The sequence below is a fragment of the Paenibacillus aceris genome, from assembly GCF_017874035.1.
GTDB classification, from domain to species: Bacteria; Bacillota; Bacilli; order Paenibacillales; family NBRC-103111; genus Paenibacillus_E; species Paenibacillus_E aceris.
On sequence record NZ_JAGGKV010000019.1, the window covers coordinates 125,486 to 143,247 of the forward strand.

Genomic DNA, 17,762 nt, shown 5'->3' on the forward strand with positions numbered 1-17,762 from the left:
GTTGACATTTAGGAGGACAACATGAATTCACCGCACAAACCTAAGCCAAAAATCCAGCTTCGTTCATCGCTCTTTATCCTCATGATTTCGTTAATCATTGTACTACTAACCGACAGCGTATTCTACACGTATACGAAGCGAATGCTAACGTCGGAGCTTGAAACCAAGCTGGAATTGATTGCCGATAACGTCGCCATCTCCATTAAACACTCCAAAACAGGCGAGAAATACGTTGAAAATCTGATCGGGCAAAATTTGCGTACAGCCTCTTTAGCGGCGCAGTACCGGCTCGATCCTGATATTGAAAAAGTAACCAATGAAGAGCTCATCGTTCTCAGCAAAGAGCTGATGGTCGATCACATTACACTTATGAAGCGCAGCGGCGATGATATCATTGGCTATAAATCCACAGAGCCGAAAGAAATCAATATGAGCACCAAGAACTGGAGCCGCGACTGGTTCAAGGCTTTTAATCAACTGCTCAATACGAAGGAAACGAATGTCAAAAGCGGCCAAGCGTTACCGTATTACTGGTCAGGGCCGATGAATACCTCTATGTCAGATCCGCAGTACGTGGATAAATGGGGCTATTACTATGATGGGCGTACGAATTACATCCTTGACCCTTATGTTCACGATACATTTTTCCGGGATTATCAACGGGAAATCGGCGTAGATGCCGTCATCGATGAAATGATTCATGGCTATACGGATCATGGCGCCAAGGAAATTGCCGTCTTTAATCCCCCCATCTTCCTTGGACAGCAGGAGCAATACAAAAAAGAAGGCTACACCTGGTTCACCGACCGGGAAATCTTATTTGGCTCATACACGATGAAGGATACCCGGGATCAAGATATGGTGCAGTCCGTCTTAAAATCAAAGCAAACCCAGCAGCTGCTTTCCAACATCGATGGTAAAACCTATCTCAAAATGTTCATCCCGCTCCAACTGGATATCCCTGTCGTAATCGGACTTACGGCCGATTATGAGAAAGTACAAAATTCCATTGAGCATCAACAAATGAACCTGCTGCTTCTCATCGGGACAACGGCTATTATTGCTTTCATTCTCGTCATCCTGAGCATTCGCTTTATCAATCGGAATCGCGAGGCAACCGCGGAGAGCGTTCAAGAGGTATACGTCGATCATATCGGATCGCTGTTTCGCTCCATGAAGGAACAGCGGCATGATTTTAATAACCATGTCGCGACCATTCATTCCCTTGTACATCTCAAAGAGTTCGACGAGCTGAGTCGTTATACATCCGAAATTATTGGTGAAACGACCGCTTTAAATGATATTATCCAAATCAATGTACCGGCCCTCTCAGCCATCGTTCAGTCCAAGGTGATTGGGGCCGTTGAACGTAAAATTACGTTTGAGCATGAAGTGGCCAATCTGAAGGATGTTCCGCTGGGAGCCGTGAAGGCGACCGATTTGGTCCGAATCATCTCAAACCTCATTGATAACGCGTTTGACGCTGTTTCCCTGTCTAAGAAAGAAGGGGACAAGCAAGTTCGACTTGCAGGCTTTGTTAAAGGCAGCTCGCTCATCTTCCAGGTCATTAATAATGGAGAACCTATTCCAAACGATATGCTCCAACGTATTTTTGAGCCCGGCTTCTCGACCAAAAATCCGGATGATCATCACGCGGGCTTAGGCTTAAGCATTGTCAAACAACTGGTCGACAAGTATGTAGGAACCGTTCAGGTCAACTCCACTGAATCCGAAACAACGTTCACGATTTCTATTCCGATTTAACCATTTTAGCGAACGATATTCAATTGACAACATAGAATGTTCGTATTATGATAATCAAGGCGTTAAAAAATAGCCGCATAGGTCACAATCGTTCGTATATCCTTGAGAATTGGCTTAAGGGTCTCTAGAGGGAGCCATAACTTCCTAGCTACGACGGGTACTTGCTTTTGCATACCCGTGTGGCTAGGATTTTTTGTGCCCAAAAATGAACGTTCCAGAGGAGATCGCAATGAAAGCTTATGATTTTATCGTAGTTGGTGCAGGACCTGCCGGTATTTTCGCTTGTTATGAAATGACATTGCTTCACCCTACCGCTAGAGTATTGCTCGTTGACAAAGGCCATGATATTTACCATCGCAGTTGTCCGATTCTGGAAAGCAAAATCAAACTTTGTCCTCCGCCTGCGGGTAAAAAGGACTTCTCTGGCTGTCTGCCTGCTTGTTCGATCACGGCTGGCTTCGGAGGTGCAGGCGCATATAGTGACGGCAAATTCAACATCACCACCGAATTCGGCGGCTGGATGACGGATTATTTGCCACCCAGCAAAGTAATCGATTTGATTCGGTATGTTGATGGCATAAATTTGGAGCATGGGGCTACGGAGAATATAACGGATCCAACAACCGAGGCTGTTAAGGACATTGAGCAGCGCTCCTATGCTGCAGGGCTTAAACTGCTTCGCGCTCAGGTGAGGCATTTAGGCACCGAGCAGAACCTAATGATTTTGAAATCGATTTATGAACATTTGAAAACAAGGATCGACATGCAGTTTAAAGCTGAGGTCGAAGATATATTAACGAGCAAACGGGAAGACAAGCATGTCATCGAAGGCATACGCTTAAAAGATGGCACAGAGATCCATAGCCATCATGTGATGCTTGCCCCGGGAAGAGACGGCTCAGCGTGGTTAACCCAAGTCCTGAAGAAGCGCCGGTTAAAAATGTATAACAATCAAGTCGATGTTGGTGTGCGTGTAGAAACGTCCGATGTCGTGATGCGGGAAATTAACGAGCATTTGTATGAAGGAAAATTCATTTACAATACCTCGGTAGGTACTCGTGTGAGAACCTTCTGCAGCAATCCGTCCGGGCATGTCGTTGTCGAGAATCATAGCGGCGTCATGGCTGCTAACGGTCACTCTTACAAGGATCCGGCCCTCGGCTCCAGCAACACGAATTTCGCTCTGCTCGTTTCCCACAAATTCACGGAGCCGTTCGATAAGCCGAACGAATATGCACGTGAAATTTGCAAACATGCGAACGATCTATCAAGCGGCGGCGTTATTGTTCAGAAATTCGGGGACATCATGCGGGGACGTCGCTCCACGGCGGATCGGATTCGCGAAGGCTTCTTAGAGCCTACTTTGACGGAAGCCGTTCCAGGCGATCTAGGTCTCGTGCTGCCTTACAATACCATGAAAAGCTTAATTGAAATGATCCATGCCCTTGAAAAAGTAACGCCGGGGATTGCAGCTGAACATACCCTCTTCTACGGCGTTGAAGCGAAATTCTACTCTGCACGTCCGAAGCTTAACGAAAGCTTTGAAACTGAGATTAAAGGCTTGTTCTGTGGAGGCGATGGTGCAGGCATTACAAGAGGCTTGGCCCAAGCCGGGGCAGCCGGTGTCTGGGTGGCGCGCAATGTGCTAGAGCGGTTGAACAAGTATTAATGATGTTAAATATTTCCTAGGAAATATACGGACCCCTTCCATGTGAGGGAGGTCCGTATTTACGTTAAAAACACTTTTAATCTCTAGTAAAATGTGGTATCATAAAAACGTTCTCAATTTGTAAGCGTTATCATTTTAAAGGGGGAAAATAAAATGACTGTAGCGCTCGAAACAAGAAACAGCTATGAAAATTTCGTACTGGAGAAAGATATTATGTACTTCCGGGTCGGAGAACATGGGCTGGTCTCTTTTCATGGAAAAAACTTTCACATCAAAAAACGGATGTCCACAGAGCAAATCATAGAAATTACAACGGGCAACGCTTTTTTCAAGGTGAATACAGATTGCTATGTGAACACCAAAAAAATTGTTCAGATTCAAGATGGCAAAGTATTTTTCGAGCTTAAAGGCTCTGATTCCAAATTCACTTCCATTACCAAACTTCGCCAGCACCGTTTGAAAGAGATCGTGCAGCAGCACAAAACGGAAGCTGCGGCGAAATAAAAGACCGGTGCCCGGGGGGCGCGCTGCTCCTGACGACAAAAAAGCTTAGTTGGATCCTTGACGGAGATCCGGCTAAGCTTTTTTGGTATAAGGATACCCTGTCCATGCCGTTAACAGCTTCCGGATTGGCTTAACAAGCTGTTAAGGGCACAAAGCAGAAGACAACAAACGTTGCTATGTTGTAATTTATTCAACCATATAGCCTAATTTGGGTCTTAATACTCTTCTATATTGTACTTTATACAACGATTTTGGGCTGAAAGCTGCAAATTCGCACCCATTTGGGATAAATGATTGTATATTGTGCAATGGGATGCCAGACTGGCAGACAGATACCACTTTTATGTTGTATAAAATACAACGGCAACGGGATGCGAACAACAACCGTCAGTTCACCCTGACGGTCCTTTTGCGTGTCCCCCCCCTCTCTACCTGCATAGGTAAAAAAGAAACCAGCGATAACATCGCTGGCTCCCTCTTGAACTTACACTATGAAATTCGGGCGAGTGTCTCTTGTTGATGTTCGCGAATAAGAAAACGAATGTACTCAACAGTCGTATCTTTCACCTTTTTGGCTTCTTCCAACGTAGCAAAGCTGTACTCCGCATAATCCGCGCTTCCGTACTTCTTCAGTTCTTCATAATTCATGCCAAGCGTAGAAAAGTTGTGGATCAACTCGTGTGGTGTCTTAGCATCCACATTTTGCACGAAAATATCTTTGGAAAAGAAAGAGCCTTGTTTCTCAACTCTAAAGATGACACGAAACGGCTTGTCTTTATCCGACACAAAGCACTTGATAACAACGTCAATTTCCATCGTTTGATAATCCACAGCGTTCGTAGGTTCTTGATTTGGTGTATGTTTAGGCGTAAGTTCAGGCGAATGCATCCATCTTTTCAAAAAACCCAACACAAGATTACCTCCCCAATAACGACATGAATATTACTCATATTGTAATGGATACCCAATGAATTGACAATCCAAAATTTGGCTAAATTGGCTTGAGCGACTTTTTCGCTCCTGCTTTTCGATAGTTCCAAATGATAATTAAACATAAAATGCCTGTCATAACCCCGCATCCGACAAAGGCCCCATTCGCGCCAAAGCGATCTGCGATATAACCGGCAAATAAGCTCCCAATCGGCGTTGAACCGGCAAATACGAGCGAATAAACACTCATGACACGCGCGCGATACTCCTCTTTAGCATGCATTTGAAGATTAGAGTTACTATTGGTCGCGAACATAATATTGAAAAATCCGGTTAAAGCCAGTAAAGCGCCGCAAACCCAAACCGATGTACTCAGCCCATTAAGAATCAGACAGACGGCAACCACTAGACTTGCGATAATGCTGATTTTCAGACTAGGCCCTTGTTTACTGCGAAACGACATCGTCAGCGCCCCTGCAAAAGAACCCACGCCAAGACATGACATCAGTGTGCCATACGTGGTCTCTCCCAAGTGCAGCACATTTTTCGTGAAAACCGGAATGAGGATATTAAAGTTAAAAGCAAGTGTCCCGATCACCGTCACAAGCAGCACCGTCTGCGCTAGCAATGGATCTCTTGCTATGTATACGATTCCGTCTTTAATCTCCTTCATGATGCCATCGCGCGAGGTTTTTTTCCGAACATAAGGCGCAGCTTGAATTTGAAACAAACCGTACAGGACAGCCAGAAAACTGACCCCATTGAGCAAAAAGCACCACCCTGCTCCAAGCCAAGCCATCATCACAGCACCAATGGAAGGCCCTACAATCCTCGCCATATTAAACGTTGTGGAATTGAGTGCAATCGCATTCATAAGATCTTCTTTTCCGACGATTTCAATGTTGAAAGCTTGCCTGGTCGGCATATCGAGCGTATTATTGAGCCCCAGCAAAATCGCCAGCACGATGATGTAGCCGTACTTCACTGTGTCGGTCAAAACAAGCGTTGCCAGTGTAAAAGCAAGAATCATGGAAACCGTCTGCGTGACCAAAAGAATGTTCTTTTTGGGAAATTTATCAACGACAATACCCGCAAACAGGGAAAACAAAAGGATGGGTAAGAATTGACAAGCGGCGACAAACCCTAGCTTGAGCGGTGAGCCTGTAATCGTAAGAACGAGCCAGGACTGCCCGATATTTTGCATCCATGTCCCGATAAGCGATACGCACTGCCCTAACCAAAGATAACGATAATTGCGATGAGTTAACGCATGAAAATGCCGATTTATAAAAACCGAGCTTGCTCCCCTCATGTTCATCCTGCTCTACGCCTCCTCTGCGAATCTAGCTGCATTATTGCCCATTTTTTCCAAAACGATTAGCGCCAACTGCTTCTCTTCCTCCGATAGCCCGTAGGTCAAACGTTCACGCCAATCCGTTAATACTTTACGCACATCATCTTTGATGAAAAGCGCCTTTTCGGTCAAATGAACTTCATAGCATCTTTTATCCTTTTCGCTGACTGTGCGCGTTATGTAGCCTTGCTGCTCTAATTTCTTCAATGCTTTAGCAGTCGTACCTTTATCGATCTTCAAATAGTCCGCCAGCTCTTCTTGCGAGAGACCATCCTCCTTATAGAGCGCGTTGAGAAAAATATGCTGCCCCTTGCCGATATCATAGGCCTTCAAATGCTCGCCAATATACATTTGTCCATATCGGTATAAAAGGGAGATCCACCTTGGAATGGTGTTGCGGGCATCAATCATGATCCTGTCTCCTTTCTTCGCTCAAAATGGTGGGACTTACCGAATCGTTGCACTTGCCACGATTTCATCATACGCTCGATTAGTTGCATGCGCAACTAATTTTTCGCAAAAAAAGCGCCCTTTTCGAATGTTCGAATAAAGGGCTTTCCTTGCAGCCGAGCTCAGAAAGGAGCGCTCATCGCGCCTGAAGTAACAACTGCTTTCGGCAGCTTTTTCCGCGCCATCCAGCGCCTTTGAACGAGGAAGCCGCGAATCGCCTCATCAAAAATCATAGCGACATAAACACCATGCAGGAGCCATCCGAATTTGAGTCCGAAGACATATGTCCCGCCTACAGCGATGATCCACATGATGCCGATGCTCACGTACATGACAAACTTGGTGTCACCGACGGCGTTGAGTGCGTTATTAAGCGGCATATTCCACATTTTGAGCGGCTGCAAAATCAGGTTCATAGCCATCACACCAACGACGATCGTGATAATCTCATTGTTTTCGGTAAATGCGCCCACGATATGTTTGCCTAATAAGAATAACAAGAGCGTATTCGCAACCACGACGACTTCGCCCCAAAACAGCGCTTTATATAGGCTGCGATAAGCTTTCTCCATCTGTCCGGCGCCAAATAAATGAGCCACCTGAATTTGGACAGCCATGGCAAAGGACCAACCTGCCAGAAAAGAGAAGGACTCCATCGTATTTAAGTAGGTGCGCGCCGTAAGCTGCTCAGCTCCCATGGTCGCTACCATCGAAAATAGGACAACCTGCGACAACGTCCATGAAGCTGAACTAACGGCCATTGGCAAGCCGACTTTGGCCACTTCTTTTAGCAAACCGCGATGAAAAACCCGCAGATCCTTCCAACGGATAAGTGTGGAAAATGTTTTGCGGAAAATATAAAAAAGCACGATTAGTGCAATCATACGGCTTCCCACGGTTGACAGGGATACACCGAAGAGTCCCCATTTGGGCAGCCCGAGCGCTCCGAAAATGAACACATAATTGCCGATAATATGAATGATGTTCATACCGACCGCAACAAGCATCGTGCCTTTCGTATTCCCCGTACTGCGAATGATTGTGCTTAGCGTCAAAACAGCCGCCATAACGATCGTTCCGCTGCCCACAATCCGAATGTATTGCCTTGTCATCTCATGCAGAGAATCCGGCACATGCAGCAGATAGACGAATAGATCCACACCGAAAAAAAGCAGCAAGGAAACAACGACGCCCAAGCCCAGGGTCAGTGTGAAAGCCATCGAAGCCACTTTCCTTGCCTCTTCCTCTTTGCCTGCTCCGAGCTTCTGCGAAATGACAATCCCCGCTCCGCTGGAAATAAGAACGAATAGCATAATGACCGCTTGGAAAAATTGATTGCTGATTCCAACGACCGCGACCGCATCGTCCGAGATCCGGCTCACCATCAAGGTATCTGCGGTACCAATCATAAATTGCAAAAATAATTCAATCATTATCGGCCATACAAGCCCGAATAACGTCATTTTCTTAACGGTTTCCATAACGGTATCCTGTTCTTCAATTTATTGTGTACACGCGTTCATCATGCACGCATACAATGATTCATTTTAGCAACACTTTTGGAGAAGTCAATGCTTTTTATGCGCAAAAAAAGCCCCTGTGACGGGGCTGGAAATGCATAACGGATACCACAGCGGCAATTCGCCTTTGTATTGGGTCTCACAACTGTTATAAGGTGCAATCAACCTGAAGCCTACAGGAATTTAACGCAAACCGGCTTCGATATGGCCGCCGTTTGCCCGGTTTCCTGCAGCATCCCCGTCTCCGCGTCAACGCGGAATACCGTGATGCTGTTCGATCCCTGATTCGCCGCAAGCAGGAAATCCCCCTGCGGCGACAGGGCAAAGTTCCGCGGCGTCCGCCCCAGCGTCGCCTGCCAACCCACGACGGACAGCTTGCCGCTGTGTCCGTCCACGGCATAAACCGCGACACTGTCATGTCCGCGGTTAGACGCATACACATGCCGGCCATCTCTGGAGAGATGGATGTCCGCGCATGTGTTTTCGCCGCTGAAGCCTTCCGGCAGCGTCGAAACGCTTTGCAGCGCGGTCAGCGTTCCCGCGCTCGCGTCATAGGCCAGCACCGTCACCGTGCTGTCCAGCTCATTAATCGCGTACACGTGCCGGCTGTCCGAGCTGTACACCAAGTGCCGCGGGCCTGCGCCCGGCTTCATCGCGGCTTCGCCATGCGGCTGAAGGGTGCCGCTCTCCGCGTCAATGCGGCTCACCACCAGCCGATCTAGGCCCAGATCGGCTGAAATCGCATACCGATTGTCCGGCGCCGGCACAATCGAGTGCGCATGCGGGCGTTCCTGGCGATCCGCCCGCGGTCCTAAAGTGCCCTCGTGCTCCACCAACTGCGTGGGCTCGCTCAACTTTCCGTCCGCTTCAATCTTAAAGGAAGTCACACTGCCGCTTGAATAATTGGCCACAAATACAGCGCGGTTCGTCTGATCCAGGCTAATGTAACATGGAGCAGAGCCTCCCGTTGGCTGCTGGTTCAGTTTCGTCAGCTTCCCTGATCCTGCCTCGATCGCATACGCCGCGGCAGAGCCACCGAAGCCGCCTAGATATGAATTTGTCTCACTAACGGCATACAAGACCGTACGGTCCGCATTCAGCGCAAAGAACGAAGCGTTCTGCAAATCGGTATACCCATCCAACAATGTTACAGCGCCGCTCTGCCGATCAAGCTTAAATAAGGTAATCCCCGACTTGTTATCTTCATTTGTATAAGAACCTATGTAGCCATACATTTCCTTCTGTTCTCCACCTGACACCAGCAATCAGCCTCCATCTTTCAAATTTTTAGTTTGTCGCTTGAGTCCTACGCGACAGCACAGCCGTAATCACCATGGCTATTACCGCACCATAGAGCGCCAGCTCCATATCATGGTGCGTATCCCAAGGATCGCCTTGCGTGCCGAGAAATAACGTGCCAATCTCCGGTGCAACAAGCAACGCCACCCACATTTCAATGAGCTCGTAAAAAGCTCCAAACGCCAATATACTAACGCAAGTCATCACATAAAGCCATCTACGCGTTAACAGCGTCCACGCACTCAAAGCTTCCCTCAGCGGGTAGCCCAGCAAAAAACCAAAGCTAAAGTGCACCAAACGGTCATAATTATCGCGCTCTGAATGAAAAATCAGCTTCAACCAAACATCCACGATATTCTCGTTATACGAATAATGGGCCCCGATCGTATGCAGCGCCAGGAATAAACCAAACAATGCATAAGAAACATTCGAAAAAGCAAACAAACGATAAGTGCTTACTAACACAATAAGCGCAGCCCAAATCAAAAGATTTTCCAAAACCCAATCAAACCTGCTGTAAGGCTTGACCGCCATCCATATCCACAACCCTGTATAGATGAGAATCATCAAGTGCAGCGGCCAATTCGCTCTAAAAGATTTGGCATGATTCCGCTTTATGTCCTTTTTCTCATTCATGGCTAGCCCCCCTAGTCATACTTACAAACTCAGGTTACCTCGCCACAGTTTTTTCAAAAAGTACTAAGTTTATGTAGTACCAAAGTTAAACGATTCGTCGTCACTTCGGAATGAGCACGTTTATCTGCCAAACAGATCATATTTGACTTCCGAGAAATTGTGAAGCATTTGTTCTTCTTTAGCCGTGTTTCCGGTTCTTTTATCAATGACTCTGCGCCATATTTCATTTTCCCGGTAAGTACGGCCTTCTTTTTCAAGAAAACGGTGATTTCTTTCTTCCACGTGATACGAATATCCCAGTGGTTCATCGCTGTGAACAGAACCTTTCAAATGCTCATCCGTCACCCAGAGCCTGAACTGGAACGTCATCTTGGTTGGATTAAATATTCGCAAATCAATGTAATTGTAAAAGACACTCGCCCCGCTGCCAAAAGGTAATACCCGGTGATCATCCGGAAACGGATCAAAGCTGTGATGATGCCGCTCTACCACCTGAAGAGGCGTATGCAGCGCCATCCAAAACAGCAGATTGCCGAGCTGGCAAATCCCGCCTCCGACGCCTCGTTTCACACCGCCTTGCGAAAGCAGCAAGCCTTCGATGTAGCCTTTAGCCGACGTTGTTTTGCCGACCAATTTCCAGAAGGAAAAGGTTTCTCCTGGTCGAATCATTATGCCATCCATACGAGCAACGCTGAGACGTAAATTCGTTATTTTGTTTTCTTGCAATTGAGGGTCGGAAGAGCCTAGTTTTCTCCGCAGTAAGGATTGATGCTTTTTGCACACATAAGGAAGTGAATATAACGCTCTACGCTTGGCATAAGCAATCGACGGATTCAAATCAATGATATGCCGCATCATTCTCAATTGGGCAATTCGCAGACGATACAGTACCGGGAACATGCTGAGCAGCTTTTGCTTCATCCTTTGCACCTTCCTTTTTCACCAAAAAATGGAATCATCTAACGATTTCACTATTAAAGATGCTCCTTCCAGCAATTTGGTTCAATGGCAAAAGGAATTTTTTACTATGGACGAAGCTGGTAAAGCTTTGGTACTACCCGAACGTCTTCAAAAGCTTTTAAAATCTGATTCGGATAAGCTTCAAGCTCGGACAGCGTCGCAATCAGAAAAGCAGGAGCCCCACTTCCGGACTCTACTGATATTGCTCTTGCTTGTTCCAAAGTTAGGTAAGAGAAGCGCCCCCAAGGCGTCGCACCTGCGCCTGCAGCAGGGTCAATCCAATAAGGAATTTGCAAGCCGTGGAACCAGGCCGTTTTGAGCACTTGCTCCGCAAATGTCCCCGTCCCGTACAGGATCAAAGAACGAATGCCGTCCTTTTTAACCCTTAGAATCGTATCGAAAATCATGGCCTGGCTGCCAAAGCTATCTCCAAACCGCAAATAATAATGATACAAATAGTACGGAAAGCGTCTGGTCGCCATGCCTTGAGGCCAATTCACATTCAATACCGACGGTGCATAATTACAGCTGTTCAAAAAAGCTTCCGGCCCTGCCAAGTACCATTCCTCGGCCACAACTCCGCAAATCGGGGCTATGTACTCCGTGCAGAAATTGTCCTGATGCGTTAAATCCCCCAAAGTTCTCGCCTCTTCCGGCTTCGGCATAACCAGAACGCGGTGCAGCGGCTTGCTCCACTCTTCAAGCTGCTTGGATGCTCTTGTTAGCCGTCCTTCTTTTTGCAGAAGCAGATAGGTATAGTAGCTTTGGAAGGCAATCGCTCCCTTTTGGCAGGCTTGTTTTCCTGCATATTCTTCATCCGTTCTGTGCAGCTGCGCTTGTACCGGGATCATTCGCCCAGACTCCTCTTCCACATATCGAAGCGTTGAGCCGAAGCCGCCCATCATCAGCTCCTCCAAGAAAGCCGGCGTCCTCGCGATCCGTTTGCCCGCTTCGCTTCCGCCACTGCCAGAACGCAGCATACTGCGTATATCCATGCCATGGAGTCGGAGTTCATCCAACCGATTCGTGCCGACGGCGAGCAAATGTGTCATTTGCGGCTGCAATCCCGCAAGGCTCACGATCTTTTCCAATGCCCCCTGAATCGTTCCCTGAAATCCGATATCAACCGTCACTAACCGCTCCGGCGCGCCGAATTCTTGCCTCAAATAGCCTACAAATAGCTGCCTATGCCGCTCGATGGATGCTAAGAGTTTTCTTTGCACGGAGTCACTAAGCAGATAACTGCGCAGGAGGTCAAAAATGGTTTGGCCACTATCCCCGGAAATGTGCCTGCATGCTTCGATCGGTTCCGCCAGATAGGCTTTCAACTGCTCTTCTTCCACGCCGATATCAAGGACCTCGAAAAGCTCCCCCATTTTCAAACCATGGATTCCTAACAGATATGCTAGCTCCGCTTCTCCAAAACGCTCCAGTCCCGCCATAAATGTCGCTTGTCTGGACACATAAACAGGCTTTATCTGAAGCTCCACACCTCTTAGCTGTGCAGCATGCTCAAGCATCGGAGCCAGCAAATACGCTTCTCTCATCAGCGGATTCACGCAGGTAATGCCTTCTTGAACGCATATGTCTAGCACCCACTCACACAAAGTGTGCAAAAATGGCCCTATCACATCACTCCCAAATTGATATAACATGCGTTCCTTTTCCCCGTAACCAATCGTCAAATCTGTGGCTGCAGCCAGTTTCCGCAGTGACTTCCATTCCGGCAGCACATCCCCATGCCTCACAAATTCCCAGTGATGCAAGCTATCGAAATGCTCGGGAACGACAGGATAGTGCAGTCCTCTAACACCCGCTTTCGCTGCTCCCTCCACATCTGCGGCCACATTGTCGCCAATGTGCACGATCGCCGATGCGTCAATCTGCGGGTACAACTCTTTGAGCCTGGCAAACAGATGTCCTGATGACTTGCCCTCATGTTCTTCCGAGGAAACGAGCAGCGTGTCCACACTGGACAGATCCAGACCTGCGGATGCAAGAATTTGCCTGATCCTATCTGACGACAAATACATATCCGATAGCAGCGCCACCGGAATCTGCTCTTTTTTACAAGCATACAACAAGGAAGCTACATGCGGGTTCAGATAACAAACTTCCGCCTCGATTTCCACTTCCAACTGAACCAACTTATCCCTGCTCACAATGGATTCCGGCATCTCGTCATAAATCAGCTCCAGCGTGACTTCGCCGAAGCCCGTCCGTGCGGCTTGCCGTTCGCGCGCTTTGTACTCGGCACGGATGCGCATTTCTTTGAATGCTGCTGGCGTTACCGAGGCTTTCAGACAATCCCTCTGATGCGCTTGCTCAGCAATTTGGATAAAAACATCGGACGGATTCGCGCAAGTCCGAAATAAAAGTGTATCGAAAATGTCCAAACTTAACAGTCCAACATCCTGCAGTTTTCCAACTAAGACGCTCAGATAACGATCCTGTTTCCATAAAAGCAGATCGGCTGAGCTAATCGGGGTATGCGGTACCTTTAGCATCTAGAGCCTCCTTCGTGTTTGGCGCAAGTTAACACTTGCACGAATGTATTTGAGAAGTATGACTAATTTGAGGTAAGCTTAATCTATGATAAATCGGAGGTGCTTCCTGTTGTCTGACCAACCCTTGGTGTCCATTATTATTCCAACGTATAATCGCCGAATCGAGCTCGCTGAGCTCGCAGAATCATTATACCGCCAAACGTACAAAAACTTGCAAATCATTATCGTCAACGATGCTGGTCCTTCGGTAGATTTCATTCAGGATCTATATCCTGAGCTCGCCATCCAGATCGTGAATATGCCGCAAAACCTCAAGCACGTTCACGCTCGAAACCGCGGCCTGCAAGAGGTGAAAGGCGATTACATCATGCTGTGCGATGATGACGATTTGCTGCTTCCCATCCATATTGAGCGCATGCTGCAAGAAATTGAAGGCTATGATCTCGTCTATCCAGACGTCGAAATCTTCGATTATGTATATGAAAATAATGCCCGCTCCATCACGAACCGGTTCATTTTTGCTTATGAATTCGATGTGCCTGCGATGCGCAGGTTCTCGACCTTTTTCTCTTCCGGCTGCATTTTCCGCCCCGGGCTGATTGATGCTCTAGGGCTTTTTGACACCGAAGTATTCCATTATTGGGACTGGGATTTCTTCTTAAGGGCCGCCGAGAATTTCCGCGTAAAGCGTGCGCCGATTGCCAGCGTCCTCTATGCTTTTGCGCAGCAGGGCACCAGCAATATGTCAGGGCAGCTAGACAATATGCGCCCCTTTTTGGACATGCTTTCCGCTAAGCACGGACTCGGCGATTTGCCAACCAAAAACTTCTTCCTCCTGCTGGAGGAGCCGGAAGTCAAAGAGCGTCAAGCCAAGACCGAAATCATCTGGGACGGCGAACCGATCCGCTCGCGTCTATTCAAATAAGCCTTTGCCATACAAGCTTCGAAACTCGCTCGGCGTCATCCCTTCATGCTCCTGAAAGCGCTGGTTAAAATAGCTCGCGCTGGCATAACCGGCTTGGATAGCGATCTCCTTGACCGGCATGTTTTCCTTCTCGATCAGGCGCTGCTTCGCGAATTGAATGCGGCATAGGGTAATGAAAGAGAGCGGCGTCATCGAAGTCGCTTTGCGAAACAATTTGCAGAAATAGTACGTGCTTACGCCTGTGAGCTCCGCCCATTCTTCCAGAATGAACGGTTCGCAGGCTTTTTGCTGCATGGTGGGAAGTATAGCCAGGATCCGGTCCACGGATTCCATACCGCGATTTCCCGTTAGCGGCGCGGCATAGCTCATGAATTCACTCAAAATCTTGTATGTTAAGGTCGAGAGATTCGTCTGCCTTAAAATGCCGTTATTCTCAGCTTCGAGCAGAAGCTCATGAAAGGCCTCCTCGAGCTCCATCCATCTTTTTAACGTCCACAAGGTGCGCAGAAACCCTTTTTCCAACATAAACTCTTTCAGATGATTTCCATAAAAATGTACCCAACGGACGTTCCACGGATCATCCTTGGATGAATAGTAACGCTGCTCTTGCATCGGAACATACAGAAAGGCATCGCCTTTTTGAAGGGTGTGCTGCTCCCCTTCGATCTCCACATAGCCTTTGCCTGAAACAATAAAATGAATGCTGTACGTCTCATAGTAGCCTTCTTGCCTATAAACGACATGGCCTGGATGGTCCGTGTACCAGCCGATGGATTCAGGAAAAATGAAATAAGAAGCTTGCTGTAATCTCGGCAGCATCACTTGTCTCTGCATCGTTCGCGCCTCCTGTTCTAATGACAATATTCCGATATCAGATGCAATATATTATCATATTCATTTTAAATAACTCGTTTTATAATAACAATATAACGCTATCAAATATTTTTCTATAAGGAGATATGCTCTCATGACTAAGCTTCGTTGGGGAATTTTAGGTTGTGCCGGGATTGCAATAAGGGCGTGTATTCCGGGAATTGTGCAGTCAAAAACGGGAATTGTAAGCGCTATAGCCAGCCGTAGTTTACAAAAATCTCAGGAAGTTGCGGAAAAGCTCGGCATTCCAACCGCCTATGGCAGTTACGAGGAATTAATTGCGGATCCGAATATCGACGCGTTGTACATCCCTCTGCCTAACCATCTACATAAGGAATGGACCATTCGCGCTGCTGCTGCCGGAAAGCATGTGCTTTGTGAAAAACCTGCTGCGTTGACAGCTACCGAAGCAGAAGAAATGGTAGCAGCCTGCGAGCAGGCCGGCGTACAATTCGCGGAAGCGTTCATGTACAGACATCATCCACGCTACCAGCGGATCAAAGAGATCATTGCGTCCGGGGAAATCGGCGACATTCGCGGTATCCATGGCGCCTTCACGTTCAGTAACCCAGGCGACAGCAAAAATGTTCGCTTCAAGCGTGAGTGGGGCGGCGGTTCTCTCTATGACGTTGGCTGCTATCCGATCAGCGCAGCAAGAATGATTCTGGGCCGGGAGCCTGAAGCGGTTACGACGCACGCATTCTTCTCCCCAGAGCATGATGATGTCGATATGATGATGTCAGGCTTGGTCGAATTCAGCGGCAATGTATCGCTGACGTTTGACTGCGGCATGTGGGCCGGTTTCCGCAATACACTTGAAATCGTTTGTGCCAAAGGGCGTATTGAAATCCCTTCCGCCTTTGTAACCCCAACGGAGGAGTCCAGTCAGTTCATCGTCCATGTCGGCAATGAGCGTCGGGTAGAAACCGTTCCTTTCCTTAACCAATATGCGTTAGAGGTTGACGACTTGGCTTATGCCGCTTGGGGCGAGAAGCAGCCGAACTTTCCTGCAAGCGACGCCACTCTTAACATGAAAGTACTTGATGCTTGTCTGGAATCAGCAAGAAAGCGTTCCCGAATTGTTTTGTAACAACTAACCTATCATGCGAAAGGCTGGGATGACAGCGATGAAGCATATTCAAATTAAAGGATTAGATAAACCGGTTTCCAAACTGATTATGGGCTCGGACTTTTTCCGCTTGGACAACGGTCAAGAAGTCAGCGATATTCTTGGGCATTACTTAGCGATTGGCGGTAATACCATTGACTCGGCTTTCATTTACTGCGGTGGCGAGAGCGAGCAAAGGCTTGGCATTTGGATGGATGAACTGGGCAACCGCGATGACATCAACATTTTTACCAAAGGCGCACACCATGATCAGAACGGTCCTCGTGTGAATGCGGAAGCGATTCGCAGCGACCTGTTCACATCGCTCGAGCGACTGCGCACGGACTACATCGACCTCTATGCGCTGCATCGCGACGATCCGGCAATACCGGTCGGCGTCATCTTGGAAGCGCTGAACGAGCATGTAGAAGCCGGTCGCATTCGCGCCTTCGGTGGCTCCAACTGGACGCATGCCCGTCTGCAAGAAGCGAACGACTACGCCGCGAAAAACGGCCTGATCGGCTTCAGCTTCAGCTCTCCGAACTTAAGCCTCGCGAAAGCAAAAGAGCCCTTCTGGAGCGGCTGCGTCTCCGTCGACGAGGAAGCTCTGCGCTGGCACGAAGCCACGCAGCTGCCGCTGTTGTCCTGGTCTTCACAGGCGCGCGGATTCTTCACTGGCCGGTACACGCCGGACGTGCTCGACAACGCCGACCTCGTCCGCGTCTTCTACAGCGACGAGAACTGGACGCGTCTGCGCCGCGCGGAACAGCTGGCACAGGAAAAAGGCGTAACCGCGATACAGATCGCGCTCGCCTATGTGCTGAGCCAGCCGTTCCCGGCATGCGCGCTGATCGGCCCGCGCAGCGAAGCCGAAATGCTTTCATGCCGCGACGGCGCGGAGCTTGTGCTCACTCCGGAGGAGTTGGCATGGCTTGATTTGACTGCTGCTACCGTGTAGCAGATTAGGTTTGGGAAGCCCCGGCTGCTTGTGGCCGGGGCTTCTTACGTTGGAATTCCCGCAACGCTGCTCGCTGCTATGGGGAGGATCCTGCGGCTCTGCCTCTGACATTAAGCTTGTATTACAACGCTAACGTGGCACACTGTCCCCAGACGCGATAGTTCCCAGACTCAGGGAACTATGGTCCGCTAATCCCCAAAAACCAGCCAAATCGGTTTGACCCCCTAATTCCGGAGAGTTACCAGTGTAAGAAACAGTAACCTTAGAATTACGTTAATTTGCGTTTGTTTCCGCTCGTTTCCTCC

The 17,762-nt window shown here is 48.2% G+C and carries 15 protein-coding genes and 1 riboswitch; of the genes, 6 read left to right on the forward strand and 9 right to left on the reverse strand.

Annotation, left to right across the window (positions count from 1 at the left end; translation table 11 throughout):
• The first annotated feature begins 21 nt into the window (after nt 1-21).
• The 3 genes from J2Z65_RS26705 to J2Z65_RS26715 all read left to right on the forward strand — a co-directional run bounded on the left by J2Z65_RS26705 (nt 22) and on the right by J2Z65_RS26715 (nt 3,937).
• Nucleotides 22-1,764, forward strand: coding sequence for a sensor histidine kinase (locus J2Z65_RS26705; RefSeq protein WP_167052323.1), 1,743 nt, complete (start codon nt 22-24; stop codon nt 1,762-1,764).
• A 72-nt stretch (nt 1,765-1,836) separates the two neighbouring features.
• Nucleotides 1,837-1,935, forward strand: a riboswitch (purine riboswitch).
• 58 nt (nt 1,936-1,993) lie between these two features.
• Complete coding sequence (locus J2Z65_RS26710) at nt 1,994-3,433, forward strand: NAD(P)/FAD-dependent oxidoreductase (protein WP_167052325.1); 1,440 nt, start codon at nt 1,994-1,996, stop codon at nt 3,431-3,433.
• Nucleotides 3,434-3,586: 153 nt separating this feature from the next.
• On the forward strand, nt 3,587-3,937 hold the full coding sequence (locus J2Z65_RS26715; RefSeq protein ID WP_167052327.1) for a LytTR family transcriptional regulator DNA-binding domain-containing protein: 351 nt from the start codon (nt 3,587-3,589) through the stop codon (nt 3,935-3,937).
• Nucleotides 3,938-4,426: 489 nt separating this feature from the next.
• Here J2Z65_RS26715 and J2Z65_RS26720 read toward each other — a convergent pair whose 3' ends face one another.
• From J2Z65_RS26720 to J2Z65_RS26755, 8 genes are all read right to left on the reverse strand, one after another.
• Nucleotides 4,427-4,849 carry a hypothetical protein gene (locus J2Z65_RS26720; protein ID WP_167052329.1) on the reverse strand — a complete coding sequence of 141 codons (423 nt, stop codon included), beginning with the start codon at nt 4,847-4,849 and terminating at the stop codon, nt 4,427-4,429.
• 79 nt (nt 4,850-4,928) lie between these two features.
• Nucleotides 4,929-6,185 (reverse strand): MFS transporter, encoded by a 1,257-nt coding sequence (locus tag J2Z65_RS26725; protein ID WP_167052331.1) that lies wholly within the window; start codon nt 6,183-6,185, stop codon nt 4,929-4,931.
• A gap of 6 nt (nt 6,186-6,191) precedes the next feature.
• Entirely contained in the window at nt 6,192-6,632 is a 441-nt protein-coding gene (locus tag J2Z65_RS26730; RefSeq protein WP_167052333.1) for a MarR family winged helix-turn-helix transcriptional regulator, read from the reverse strand.
• Between the two features lie 161 nt (nt 6,633-6,793).
• Nucleotides 6,794-8,152, reverse strand: a complete 1,359-nt coding sequence (locus J2Z65_RS26735) for an MATE family efflux transporter (RefSeq protein WP_167052335.1) — start codon at nt 8,150-8,152, stop codon at nt 6,794-6,796.
• A gap of 212 nt (nt 8,153-8,364) precedes the next feature.
• Nucleotides 8,365-9,450, reverse strand: a complete 1,086-nt coding sequence (locus J2Z65_RS26740; protein ID WP_167052337.1) for a beta-propeller fold lactonase family protein — start codon at nt 9,448-9,450, stop codon at nt 8,365-8,367.
• 28 nt (nt 9,451-9,478) lie between these two features.
• Nucleotides 9,479-10,126 (reverse strand): DUF2238 domain-containing protein, encoded by a 648-nt coding sequence (locus J2Z65_RS26745; protein ID WP_167052340.1) that lies wholly within the window; start codon nt 10,124-10,126, stop codon nt 9,479-9,481.
• A 120-nt stretch (nt 10,127-10,246) separates the two neighbouring features.
• Complete coding sequence (locus tag J2Z65_RS26750; protein WP_167052342.1) at nt 10,247-11,047, reverse strand: VanW family protein; 801 nt, start codon at nt 11,045-11,047, stop codon at nt 10,247-10,249.
• Nucleotides 11,048-11,151: 104 nt separating this feature from the next.
• Nucleotides 11,152-13,593 carry an HAD family hydrolase gene (locus J2Z65_RS26755; protein WP_167052344.1) on the reverse strand — a complete coding sequence of 814 codons (2,442 nt, stop codon included), beginning with the start codon at nt 13,591-13,593 and terminating at the stop codon, nt 11,152-11,154.
• A 109-nt stretch (nt 13,594-13,702) separates the two neighbouring features.
• On the opposite strand from J2Z65_RS26755, the gene J2Z65_RS26760 reads away from it, so the two are divergent.
• The gene (locus tag J2Z65_RS26760) at nt 13,703-14,518 is read left to right on the forward strand and encodes a glycosyltransferase family 2 protein (protein ID WP_240159456.1); all 816 of its coding nucleotides are present in this window, start codon (nt 13,703-13,705) and stop codon (nt 14,516-14,518) included.
• Here J2Z65_RS26760 and J2Z65_RS26765 read toward each other — a convergent pair.
• On the reverse strand, nt 14,507-15,352 hold the full coding sequence (locus tag J2Z65_RS26765) for a helix-turn-helix transcriptional regulator (protein WP_167052348.1): 846 nt from the start codon (nt 15,350-15,352) through the stop codon (nt 14,507-14,509). The two genes, J2Z65_RS26760 and J2Z65_RS26765, sit on opposite strands and share 12 nt — an antisense overlap.
• A 133-nt stretch (nt 15,353-15,485) precedes the next feature.
• On the opposite strand from J2Z65_RS26765, the gene J2Z65_RS26770 reads away from it, so the two are divergent.
• Both J2Z65_RS26770 and J2Z65_RS26775 read left to right on the forward strand, forming a co-directional pair.
• Nucleotides 15,486-16,481, forward strand: coding sequence for a Gfo/Idh/MocA family protein (locus J2Z65_RS26770; RefSeq protein ID WP_167052350.1), 996 nt, complete (start codon nt 15,486-15,488; stop codon nt 16,479-16,481).
• 37 nt (nt 16,482-16,518) lie between these two features.
• Nucleotides 16,519-17,457 (forward strand): aldo/keto reductase, encoded by a 939-nt coding sequence (locus tag J2Z65_RS26775; RefSeq protein ID WP_167052352.1) that lies wholly within the window; start codon nt 16,519-16,521, stop codon nt 17,455-17,457.
• Nucleotides 17,458-17,762 lie beyond the last annotated feature (305 nt).

What these genes read in the sequence shown, in the direction of transcription:
- J2Z65_RS26705 (WP_167052323.1), top strand. Translation starts at nt 22, where the DNA reads ATGAATTCACCGCACAAACCTAAGCCAAAAATCCAGCTTCGTTCATCG.
- J2Z65_RS26710 (WP_167052325.1), top strand. Translation starts at nt 1,994, where the DNA reads ATGAAAGCTTATGATTTTATCGTAGTTGGTGCAGGACCTGCCGGTATT.
- J2Z65_RS26715 (WP_167052327.1), top strand. Translation starts at nt 3,587, where the DNA reads ATGACTGTAGCGCTCGAAACAAGAAACAGCTATGAAAATTTCGTACTG.
- J2Z65_RS26725 (WP_167052331.1), bottom strand. Translation starts at nt 6,185, where the DNA reads ATGAACATGAGGGGAGCAAGCTCGGTTTTTATAAATCGGCATTTTCAT.
- J2Z65_RS26730 (WP_167052333.1), bottom strand. Translation starts at nt 6,632, where the DNA reads ATGATTGATGCCCGCAACACCATTCCAAGGTGGATCTCCCTTTTATAC.
- J2Z65_RS26735 (WP_167052335.1), bottom strand. Translation starts at nt 8,152, where the DNA reads ATGGAAACCGTTAAGAAAATGACGTTATTCGGGCTTGTATGGCCGATA.
- J2Z65_RS26745 (WP_167052340.1), bottom strand. Translation starts at nt 10,126, where the DNA reads ATGAATGAGAAAAAGGACATAAAGCGGAATCATGCCAAATCTTTTAGA.
- J2Z65_RS26750 (WP_167052342.1), bottom strand. Translation starts at nt 11,047, where the DNA reads ATGAAGCAAAAGCTGCTCAGCATGTTCCCGGTACTGTATCGTCTGCGA.
- J2Z65_RS26755 (WP_167052344.1), bottom strand. Translation starts at nt 13,593, where the DNA reads ATGCTAAAGGTACCGCATACCCCGATTAGCTCAGCCGATCTGCTTTTA.
- J2Z65_RS26765 (WP_167052348.1), bottom strand. Translation starts at nt 15,352, where the DNA reads ATGCAGAGACAAGTGATGCTGCCGAGATTACAGCAAGCTTCTTATTTC.
- J2Z65_RS26770 (WP_167052350.1), top strand. Translation starts at nt 15,486, where the DNA reads ATGACTAAGCTTCGTTGGGGAATTTTAGGTTGTGCCGGGATTGCAATA.
- J2Z65_RS26775 (WP_167052352.1), top strand. Translation starts at nt 16,519, where the DNA reads ATGAAGCATATTCAAATTAAAGGATTAGATAAACCGGTTTCCAAACTG.